Source organism: Candidatus Methylomirabilota bacterium, assembly GCA_035260325.1.
GTDB lineage: Bacteria > Methylomirabilota > Methylomirabilia > Rokubacteriales > CSP1-6 > AR19.
Genome location: DATFVL010000206.1, coordinates 1 through 10,323 on the forward strand (window position 1 = coordinate 1; position 10,323 = coordinate 10,323).

General features: G+C 70.6%; 10 protein-coding genes. All 10 read right to left on the minus strand.

The window, feature by feature from the left end:
• Positions 1-101: 101 nt before the first annotated feature.
• Positions 102-722, minus strand: coding sequence for a phosphoribosylglycinamide formyltransferase (gene purN, locus VKG64_13305; protein HKB26019.1), 621 nt, complete (start codon positions 720-722; stop codon positions 102-104).
• Positions 719-1,747, minus strand: a complete 1,029-nt coding sequence (gene purM, locus VKG64_13310) for a phosphoribosylformylglycinamidine cyclo-ligase (GenBank protein ID HKB26020.1) — start codon at positions 1,745-1,747, stop codon at positions 719-721. The genes purN and purM overlap by 4 nt, the downstream gene beginning before the upstream one ends.
• A 106-nt stretch (positions 1,748-1,853) precedes the next feature.
• Positions 1,854-3,269, minus strand: coding sequence for an amidophosphoribosyltransferase (purF, locus tag VKG64_13315; GenBank protein HKB26021.1), 1,416 nt, complete (start codon positions 3,267-3,269; stop codon positions 1,854-1,856).
• Positions 3,250-5,472: a phosphoribosylformylglycinamidine synthase subunit PurL gene (gene purL, locus VKG64_13320; GenBank protein HKB26022.1), complete on the minus strand. Its 2,223-nt coding sequence runs from the start codon at positions 5,470-5,472 to the stop codon at positions 3,250-3,252. Before purL ends, purF begins: the two co-directional genes overlap by 20 nt.
• Before the next feature lie 4 nt (positions 5,473-5,476).
• Entirely contained in the window at positions 5,477-6,190 is a 714-nt protein-coding gene (purQ, locus tag VKG64_13325; GenBank protein ID HKB26023.1) for a phosphoribosylformylglycinamidine synthase subunit PurQ, read from the minus strand.
• 12 nt (positions 6,191-6,202) lie between these two features.
• The gene (purS, locus tag VKG64_13330) at positions 6,203-6,472 is read right to left on the minus strand and encodes a phosphoribosylformylglycinamidine synthase subunit PurS (protein ID HKB26024.1); all 270 of its coding nucleotides are present in this window, start codon (positions 6,470-6,472) and stop codon (positions 6,203-6,205) included.
• A complete protein-coding gene (gene purC / locus VKG64_13335) occupies positions 6,469-7,182 on the minus strand; it encodes a phosphoribosylaminoimidazolesuccinocarboxamide synthase (protein ID HKB26025.1) in 714 nt (237 codons plus the stop codon). The genes purS and purC overlap by 4 nt, the downstream gene beginning before the upstream one ends.
• A gap of 17 nt (positions 7,183-7,199) precedes the next feature.
• Positions 7,200-8,498, minus strand: a complete 1,299-nt coding sequence (purB, locus tag VKG64_13340) for an adenylosuccinate lyase (protein ID HKB26026.1) — start codon at positions 8,496-8,498, stop codon at positions 7,200-7,202.
• Between the two features lie 221 nt (positions 8,499-8,719).
• A complete protein-coding gene (locus tag VKG64_13345) occupies positions 8,720-8,947 on the minus strand; it encodes a hypothetical protein (GenBank protein ID HKB26027.1) in 228 nt (75 codons plus the stop codon).
• A 147-nt stretch (positions 8,948-9,094) separates the two neighbouring features.
• Entirely contained in the window at positions 9,095-10,084 is a 990-nt protein-coding gene (locus VKG64_13350) for a zinc-dependent alcohol dehydrogenase family protein (protein HKB26028.1), read from the minus strand.
• Positions 10,085-10,323 lie beyond the last annotated feature (239 nt).

A 10,323-nucleotide genomic window follows, 5' to 3' on the forward strand; every position in this document is an offset into this window, starting at 1 on the left:
CCCGCCGGTGGAGAGGAGCTCGATTCCGAGCGCGGCGAGGCCGCGGGCGAAGTCCACGACGCCGGTCTTGTCGTGGACCGAGACGAGCGCGCGCCTGACCCTCATCGCACGATCACCTTGCGGCCGGCGAGCCTCAACCGGCCCTCGGCGAAGAGGCGGACGGCCTCGGGATAGATGCGGTGCTCCACGGCGAGGATGCGGGCCGACAAGGACTCCTCCGTGTCGTCGGGCTGGACGGGCACGCTCGCCTGCAGGGCGATCGGTCCGGTGTCGACGCCCTCGTCGACGAAGTGGACCGTCGCGCCGGCGACCTTGACGCCGTAGTCGAGGGCCTGGCGCTGGGCGTGCAGGCCCGGAAAGGCCGGGAGCAGCGAGGGGTGGATGTTCAGGACGCGGCCGGCGAAGGCGCGGACGAGCTCCGGCGTGAGGATCCGCATGAACCCCGCGAGGCAGACGAGCCCCACGCGGTGCTCCTCGAGCAGCCGGCCGAGGGCCGCGTCGTACGCCGCGCGGTCGCCGAAGTCCTTCGGGTTGAGCCACACCGCCGCGACGCCGTGGGCCCGCGCGCGCTCGAGCGCCTGCGCCCGCTCCTTGTCGGAGACCACGACGACGACGCGCGCCGGGTAGCCCGGGCGCGCCGCGGCGTCGAGGAGCGCCTGGAGGTTCGAGCCGCGCCCCGAGCCGAGCACGCCCACGCGCAGCCGGATGTCCTCGCGCGTCACGCGACGAGCTCCACGCCGCGCGCGCCCGCCACGATCTCGCCGATGGGCAGAACGGTCTCGCCGCCGCCGAGGACCCGCACGACCTCGTCGGCGTGCTTCCGCGCCGTCACCAGCACGTAGCCGATCCCCATGTTGAATGTCCTGAACATCTCCGCGTCGCCGATCCGGCCGCCGCGCTGGATGGCCTCGAACACCGGCGGGATCTTCCACGCGCTCCGCGAGATCCGCGCGCGGCAGCCCTTCGGGAGGACGCGGGGAAGATTGCCCGTGATCCCGCCTCCGGTGACGTGGGCCATGGCCCGCACCGGGAGACGCTTCAGGAGCGCCAGGATCGGCTTCACGTAGATCCGCGTAGGCTCCAGCAGCACGTCGCCCACGCGGCGATCCGTCCCCGGCAGGATCGAGTCGAGCGGGAGCCGGAGCTCGTCGAAGATGACCCGGCGCGCGAGGCTGTAGCCGTTCGCGTGGAGGCCCGACGACTGGAGCCCCAGCACGACGTCGCCCGGCCTGACCGCCGCGCCGTCCACGATCTTCTTCCGCTCGACGATCCCCACCGCGAAGCCCGCCAGATCGTACTCGCCCGGCGCGTAGAACCCCGGCAGCTCGGCGGTCTCACCGCCGATCAGGGCGCAGCCGGCCGCGAGGCACCCCTGCACCACGCCGCTCACGATCGCCTCGACCTGCGCGGGATCGAGCCGCCCCGTGCCGATGTAGTCGAGGAAGTAGAGGGGCTCCGCGCCGTGCACCAGGACGTCGTTGACGCCCATCGCGACGAGGTCGATCCCGACCGTGTCGTGCCGACCGGTCATGAACGCGACCTTGAGCTTCGTGCCGACACCGTCGGTGGACGACACGAGCACGGGCTCCACGAGCCTCGGCGGGACGCGCACGAAGCCGGCGAATCCGCCGATGCCGCCGATGACCTCGCGGCGGAGGGTCTTTCTGGCGAGAGGCGCGATCCGGCGGACCGCGTCGTCGCCGGCATCGATGTCGACGCCGGCCTCGCGGTAGGTGAGCGGTTTCACCTCACTCCATGGGGGGCCGCGACGGGCCCCCCATGCCCCCCGGACGCTCGCTCACGCCCCGGGACACCCGGGGCGCGGCTCGATCGTGCGATCCGCTCACGGGCACTCAGCCTTCGAAGAGCCGGAGCTGGGCCGTCGCCTCGGGCTCGATCCCGACGCGGTAGCCGCCGGTGAAGCACGCGTGGCAGAAGGCGGCCGGGTCGGCGCCCGTGGACTTGAGCATGCCGTCGAGGGAGAGGTAGCCGAGGGAGTCGGCGCCGAGGTAGCGCCGGATCTCCTCGGGCGCGTGGCTCGAGGCGATCAGCTCCTTGCGCGTCGGCGTGTCGATCCCGTAGTAGCAGGGCCACTGGATCGGCGGCGACGAGATGCGCATGTGGACCTCCCGCGCGCCGGCGCCCCGGATCATCTTGACGATCTTCCGGCTCGTCGTGCCGCGCACGATCGAGTCGTCCACGACGACGACACGGCGGCCCTCGAGCATCTCGCGCATCGGGTTGAGCTTGACCTTGACGCCGAAGTGGCGGATCCCCTGCTTGGGCTCGATGAAGGTCCGCCCGACGTAGTGGTTGCGGATCAGCCCCATCTCGTAGGGCGTGGCCGACTCCTCGGAGTAGCCGAGCGCCGCGCTCACCCCGGAGTCGGGCACGGGGATGACGATGTCCGCCACGACCGGGTACTCGCGCGCGAGCTGCCGGCCCATCGCCTTGCGGACGGTGTGCACGTTGCGCCCCCAGAGGATCGAGTCGGGGCGCGCGAAGTAGACGTACTCGAAGACGCACTGGAGGCGCTCGGCGGGCGGGAACGGCCGCACCGACCGGAGACCCGCGTCGGCCACGATCAGGATCTCCCCCGGCTCGACGTCGCGCACCCACTGGGCCTCCATGAGGTCGAGCGCGCACGTCTCCGAGGCGACGATGTGCGCCTCGCCGAGCCTGCCGAGCGTGAGGGGGCGGAAGCCGTACGGGTCGCGGATCGCGTACATGGCGTCGGGGGTCAGGATGAGGAGCGAGTAGGCGCCCGTCACGCGCCGGAGCGCCCACGTGATCTGCGTTTCGAGCGGCCCGGCGGGCGCGCGCGCCAGGAGGTGCAGGATCACCTCGGTGTCCGAGCTCGACTGGAAGATCGCGCCCTCGCGCTCCATGTCGTGACGGAGCGTCTCGGCGTTCGTGAGGTTGCCATTGTGGGCGATCGCGATCGGCCCGCGCGCGGTGTTCGCGGTGATCGGCTGGGCGTTCCGGAGGTTGGAGCTCCCCGACGTCGAGTAGCGCACGTGGCCGATGGCGCGGTGCCCGGGCAGGCGGCGCAGGCGCTCCGGCGAGAAGACGTCGGCCACCCACCCCATCGCCTTCTCGGTGTGGAAGCTGACGCCGTCGGTCGCCGCGATGCCGGCCGACTCCTGGCCGCGGTGCTGGAGCGCGTAGAGGCCGAGGTACGTGACGTTGCCCGCCTCCGGGTGATTCCAGACCCCGAAGAGGCCGCACTCGTCGTGGAATCGGTCGTCGTCACGCCAGGTGACGTTCAAATCCGCTCCTCCACGCGCGGTCGACGCGGTCCACCGCGACGTCGACGATCGTCTTCGTCCCGACGCGGAGGGTGAGCCGCTCGCCCCCCGTCGCCCCGAGCCACCGCCAGGGGATGGCCGATTCCGCCATCAGGCCCTCGAACTCCCGCGCTCGCGCCTCCTCCACGGAGACCACGACGCGCGACGGCCCCTCGCCGAAGAGCACGAGGTCCGCGCGGCCGCCCCCCTCGAGCGTCGCCTCGCAGCCGACCGGCTCGCGCCCCGTCACGCAGCACTCGGCGAGCGCCACGGCGACGCCGCCCTCCGAGCAGTCGTGGGCGGCGGTCACGAGCCCCGCCCTCACCGCCGCCCGCACGGCGCCCTGGATCCGGCGCTCCAGCGGGAGGTCCAGCGGCGCGAGCCGCCCGGCGAGCCGCCGGTGCGCCGTCCACAGGTACTCGCTCCCGCCGAGGCTCACGCGGTCCGGCCCGAGGAGTGCCACGCGGTGTCCGGCGCCCTTGAACCACTGGGTCGCCCGCCGCTCGGCGTCCTCCAGGAGCCCGACCACCCCGATGATCGGCGTCGGCAGGATCGCCTGGCCGCTGGTTTCATTGTAGAAGGAAACGTTGCCGCCCACTACCGGGATCTCGAGCGCGCGGCAGGCGAGGGCGATCCCCTCGATCGCCTCGGCGAACTGCCAGAGGATCTCCGGGCGCTCCGGCGAGCCGAAGTTCATGCAGTCGGTCAGCCCGAGGGGCTCGCCCCCGGCGCAGGAGACGTTGCGCGCCGCCTCGCAGACCGCCAGGGCGGCGCCGACCCGCGGGTCGAGGAACACCTGCCGGCCGTTGCCGTCCGTCGCCAGCGCGAGGGCCCGACGCGTCCCCTTCACGCGCAGCACCGCCGCGTCGGAGCCCGGGAGGACGAGCGTGTTGGTTCCGACCTGCTGGTCGTACTGCCGGCAGGTCCACTCCTTCGACGCGAGCGTCGGCGAGCCGCAGAGCTCGACCAGCGCCGCGGCATAGTCGGCGGGCTCGGGGAGCGTGAACGGATCGAACCGCTCGGCCTCGTCCTGCCAGGCGGGACGCGCGACCGGCTTGGTGTACTTCGGCCCGTCGGCGAGGAGGTCCACCGGCACGTGGGCGACCACCTCGCCGTCGAGGCGCGCGGTCAGCGTGCCGCCGGCCGTCACGCGCCCGATCTCGACCGCGTCGAGCTCCCACTTGGCGAAGATCCGCGTGACCTCCTCCTCACGGCCCCGCGCCGCGACGAGGAGCATCCGCTCCTGCGACTCCGACAGGAGGATCTCGTAGGGCGTCATGGCCGTCTCGCGCTGGGGCACGCGCGCGAGCTCGACGTCCATCCCCGTGCCCGCCCGCGCCGGCATCTCCGACGTGCAGCACGCGAGCCCCGCGGCGCCCATGTCCTGGATGCCCACGACCGCGCCGGTGCCCATGGCCTCGAGGCAGGCCTCGAGCAGGAGCTTCTCGGTGAACGGGTCGCCCACCTGCACCGTCGGCCGGCGCTCCGCGGCCGTCTCGTCGAAGGTCGCGGACGCCATCGTGGCGCCGTGGATCCCGTCGCGCCCGGTCTTGTTGCCGACGTAGAAGACCGGGTTGCCGACCCCCTCGGCCCGGGCGCGGAAGATCCGGTCGGCGCGCACGAGGCCGACGCACATCACGTTGACGAGCGGGTTACCCGCGTACTCGGGCGCGAAGGCGATCTCGCCGCCCACCGTCGGGCAGCCGAAACAGTTCCCGTACCACGAGATCCCCGACACGACGCCCTCGATGAGACGCCGCGTCTTCGGATCGGCCGGATCGCCGAACCGGAGCGAGTCGAGGATGGCGATGGGCCTGGCGCCCATCGTGAAGATGTCGCGGAGGATCCCGCCCACGCCCGTCGCCGCGCCCTGGAAGGGCTCGATGAACGACGGGTGGTTGTGGCTCTCCATCTTGAAGACGACCGCCCAGCCGTCGCCGATGTCGATCGCCCCCGCGTTTTCTCCCGGCCCCTGCAGCACACGCGCGCCCGTGGTCGGCAACCGGGCGAGGAAGACGCGCGAGTGCTTGTAGGCGCAGTGCTCGGACCAGAGCGCCGAGAAGAGGCCGAGCTCGGTGTAGGTGGGCTCGCGGCCGAGCCGCGCCAGGATGCGATCGTACTCGTCGGCGGTGAGGCCGGACTCCCTCGCGAGGTCGAGCGTGACCTTGGGCGAGGCCCCCGTCACCCGGCTACCGCTTGAGGAAGCTGCCGTCCTCGACGAGGCTGCCGAGGAGGCTCTGGAACAGCTGGAGCCCGTCCGTGCCGCCCATCGCCGTCTCGGCCGCGCGCTCGGGATGCGGCATGAGGCCGAGCACGTTACCCTCCAGACTCACGATGCCCGCGATGTTCTCGAGCGAGCCGTTGGGATTCGACGCCCGCGTAACGCGCCCGTCGGCCTCTGCGTAGCGGAAGACCACCTGGTTCCTCGCCCGGAGCTCGCGCAGCGTCTCGGGGTCCGCGTAGTACTTGCCCTCGCCGTGGGAGATCGGCATCGTGAGCACCTGCCCGAGCCTGAGCCCCCGCGTGAACGGCGTCTCGACGTTGTCCACGATGAGGTGGGTGGACTGGCAGCGGTACTGCAGGCACTCGTTGCGCGTGAGCGCCCCCGGCAGGAACCCCGCCTCGCAGAGGATCTGGAAGCCGTTGCACGAGCCGAGGACCGTGCCGCCCCCCGCCACGAACTCGCGGAGCGCCTCGACGACCGGCGAGCGCCCGGCGACGGCGCCCGCGCGGAGATAGTCGCCGTACGAGAACCCGCCCGGCAGGACGACGCAGTCGAGGTCACGGAGGTCGCGCTCCCGGTGCCAGACGTACTTCACCGGCTGGTGCAGGACCTCGGAGATGACGTAGTGGAAGTCGCAGTCGCTCCACGTGCCCGGAAAGACGACCACGCCGAATCTCATCACGCGTTCATCTTACCGAACGGCCCCGCGCGGGGCAAGGTCGTCCGCCATCTCGATCGTGTAGTCCTCCAGGATCGGGTTGGCCAGGAGCTGGCGACACATCTCGCCGACGCGCGCGTGCGCGTCGGCGGCCGACGCGGCGTGGAGCTCGACCTCGATCACCTTCCCGACGCGGAGGTCGCTGAGCTCGGCGAACCCGAGCCCGGCGAGCGCCCGCTTCACCGCCGCGCCCTGGACGTCGAGGATGCCGGGCTTGAGCCTGACGAGGACGCGGACCTTCACGCCTCGACCAACCTCCGGTAGACCTCCTGATAGGCCTCCTCGACGCCGCCGAGGTCGCGCCTGAACCGGTCCTTGTCGAGCTTCTCGCGCGTCTCCCGGTCCCAGAGCCGGCACGTGTCGGGCGAGATCTCGTCGCCGAGGTAGAGCGTCTTCCCCGCCCGCCCGAACTCGAGCTTGAAGTCGACGAGCAGGAGCCCGCGCTTCAGCATGTGGGGCCGCAGCACGGCGTTGATCCGGAGCGCCGTGCGCCGCATCCACGCGAGCTCGGCCGGCGTCGCGAGCCGGAGCATCCGCACGTGGTCGTCGTTCAGCATCGGGTCGCCGAGGGGATCGGACTTGTAGTAGAGCTCGACGATCGGCTGCCGGATCGGCGTGCCCTCCTCGAGCCCGGTCCGCTTGGCGAGGCTCCCGGCCACGATGTTGCGCACGATCGTCTCGATCTTGATGATGTCGAGCCGGCGGCAGAGCATCTCGCGGTCCGAGAGCGTGCCGAGGTAGTGCGTCGGGATCCGCGCCCGCTCGAGCCGCTCGAACATCGCCGCGGACATCCGGTTGTTGACGACGCCCTTGCCGACGATGGTCCCCCGCTTCAGCGCGTTGAAGGCCGTGGCGTCGTCTTTGAAGAACTGGACGACGACGCCCGGCCGGCTGGTCGCGTAGACGATCTTCGCCTTGCCCTCGTAGAGCTTCTCGCGCGTCTCGACGTTCACGTGGGGCCCTCCGGGTGTCAGGGGATCAGTCCCAGGCGCTTGAAGACGGCGTCCACGTTGCGGAGATAGAACGCGGGGTCGAAGCAGCCCTTCAGCTCGTCGGGCCCGAGGTGCGCCGTCACCTCGGGGTCGGCGGCGAGCAGCTCCCCGAAGGGGCGCCGCTCCTTCCAGGCGCGCATCGCGTTGCGCTGGACGATCTCGTACGCGACCTGCCGCGGGAGCCCCGCGTCCGTGAGCTTGAGGAGCACCCGCTGGGAGTAGACGAGCCCGTGGCTCAGCTCGAGGTTCTCCGCCATCCGCGCCGGGTCCACCTCGAGCCCCTCGACGATGAGCGTCGCGAGGTGCAGCAGGTAGTCGAGGACGATCGTCCCGTCGGGCAGGATCACCCGCTCGACCGAGGAGTGGCTGATGTCCCGCTCGTGCCACAGCGCGACGTTCTCGAGCGCGGCCTGCGCGTGCGACCGGACCAGGCGCGCGAGCCCGCAGACGCGCTCGCTGAGCTCCGGGTTCCGCTTGTGGGGCATCGCGCTCGAGCCCTTCTGTTCCTCGCCGAAGGGCTCCTGGGCCTCGAGGACCTCGGTGCGCTGGAGCCCCCGCACCTCGAGCGCGATCTTCTCGAGCGAGGCCGCGGCGATCGCCAGCGTCGCGCAGAACTCCGCGTGGCGGTCGCGCTGGACGATCTGGGTGGACACGGGCGCCGCCTCGAGACCGAGCTCGCGGCACACCTCGGCCTCGAGCTCGGGCTCCACGTGGGCGAAGTTGCCGACGGCGCCCGAGAGCTTGCCCACCGCGATCGCGGCGCGGGCGCGACCCAGGCGCTCGAGATTGCGGCCGGCCTCGGCGTACCAGACCGCGGCCTTGAGGCCGAACGTCGTCGGCTCGGCGTGGACCCCGTGGGTCCGCCCGACCGTGAGCGTGTCCTTGTGACGGAGGGCCAGCGCTGCGAGCGTCTGCCGCAACCGCTCCTGCCCGGCGATCAGCAGGTCGGCCGCGTCACGGAGCTGGAGCGCGGTGGCGGTGTCCCAGACGTCGCTCGTGGTGAGGCCGATGTGGACGAACCGGGAATCGGGGCCGAGCTGCTCCTCGAGGCTCGTCAGGAGCGCGATCATCTCGTGCTTCACGCGCTCCTGGATGGCGAGGATCCGGCCGACGTCGACGCGCGCCTTCTGGCGGATCCGGGCCATCGCGTCCGCGGGGATCCGGCCCCGCCGCGCGTAAGCCTCGCACACCGCCAGCTCCACCCTGAGCCACGCCTGGTACTTGGACTCTTCGCTCCAGAGGCGACCCATCTCCGGGCGGGTGTAGCGGTCGATCACGCTCCCACCTTAGAGCAAAACATGCCGCAGTGGAAGTGCGAGCCGAGCCCGTTCGACGGGCGAGGCGAGCCCTTCAATGACCGGGATCGTGCGAGCCGCGGGGCCCAGGCGAGTTGGGGGGTTGGGGGGGCCATCTCGGCGTGCTGCTGGAACGATCGAGCGTCGAGCTCGATCGCGACCCGAGTTGGGGGGGTTGGGGGGCCATCTCGGGGCCCCCCAACTCAATGCCGCAGCAGCTCGCGCGGGAGGTCGCGGCGATCGAGGGGCCCGAGGGTCGTGAGCGCGAGGCGGTCCTCGTCGAGCAGCTCGGCGATGAGCGCCTGGACCTCCTCGTGGCGGACCCCGTCGATCGCGGCGAGCATCTGGTCCATCGTCAGGAACGACCCGTGGTGCATCTCGTGCTTCGCCAGCCGGTTCATCCGGCTCGACGTGGACTCGAGCGAGAGCATGAGGCTGCCCTTGAGGTGGTCCTTGGCCCGCCTGAGCTCCTCGTCCGTGACGCCGTGCTTCTTGAGGTCGCGGAGCTCCTTCAGCGTGGACTTGAGCAGGGTGAATCCGTCGTTGGAGCTGGAAGCGGATCGCTGGGGCCGCTGGTCTCAGACCGTGGCGACGATCTTCCCGAACTGGCCGTTGGCTTCCATGTAGCGGTGCGCCTCGACGATCTGGTCGAAGGAGAAAACGCGATCGATGATCGGCTTCAGTGCGCCGCTCTCGAAGCCTTTCAGGATGAAGTCGACGGCGGCCTTCTGGCGAACCGGATCGCCGCTGGTCAGCCAGATATTGTGCCCCTTGATGACCGGCATCTTGGCGATCATGTCGAGCACCGGCAGCGGTGTTACCTCGTCGCTGAGCGCGCCATAGATGTACAGGATGCCCTGAAACGACATGGCGGAGATCAGCTTGGGCAGGGTCGGGCCGCCGACCGGATCGAACACCACGCGCGCGCCCTTGCCGTCCGTGATCTTCATCACTGCGGCGACGAGATCCTGTTCCTCGGTGGCGATGACGTGCTTGGCGCCCGCGTCGAGCAGTTGCTGACGCTTGGCGCCGGTGCGGGTAAGCGCGATTGTCGTCGCCCCGACGAGGTTGGCGATCTGGATGGCTGCAAGAGCAACGCTGCTGGACGCGGCGGGGATGATCACCGCGTCTTCCGCCGTCAGCTTGGCGTCCCCGATCAGCGCGCCGTAGGCGGTGACGAACATCATCCAGATGGAGGCCGCCTGCTCGTAGGAGAGCGAAGGCGGGTGCTTCACGATGGCGTAGGAGGGAGCAAGGACGACATCGCCGTACATGCCATATTGATTCATCGAGAAGGACGGGATGGTGTTCACCGCATCGCCAACTGCAACTTCGGTGACGTTCCTGCCGACGGCATCGACGATGCCGACGGCCTCGTAGCCCAGGCGCGCGGGGAATTTGACAGGCTCGATATAGGCATCCTCGCGCCACATCGCTTCGGCACGGTTGAGACCGATCGCCTTCACCCGGATGCGGACCTCGTCGTCTGCAGGCGTAGGGACTTCTATATCCTTGAATTCCAGGACTTCCGGGCCGCCGGCTTTCGCGAATTCGACAATGCGTGACATGATCCTGCTCCTTATGAATATGTCGGGAAGAGACGCCCCGTTGCCTGTATAGATCCATTTCGATCTATGAACGATTCGGATGGGTGCGGCCGGCGTGGAGAGCCTAGGAACTTCAAAAGCCCTTTCGCGGCCGCCAACCCGTGCCTCGTGCCCCCCGCCGCGCGCCACGATCGCACCCCCCCGGCGGCCGAAGTCAAGGGCCTCCGGGAGGGCGATGCCCCGTGGCGGTGCTCAGAAGA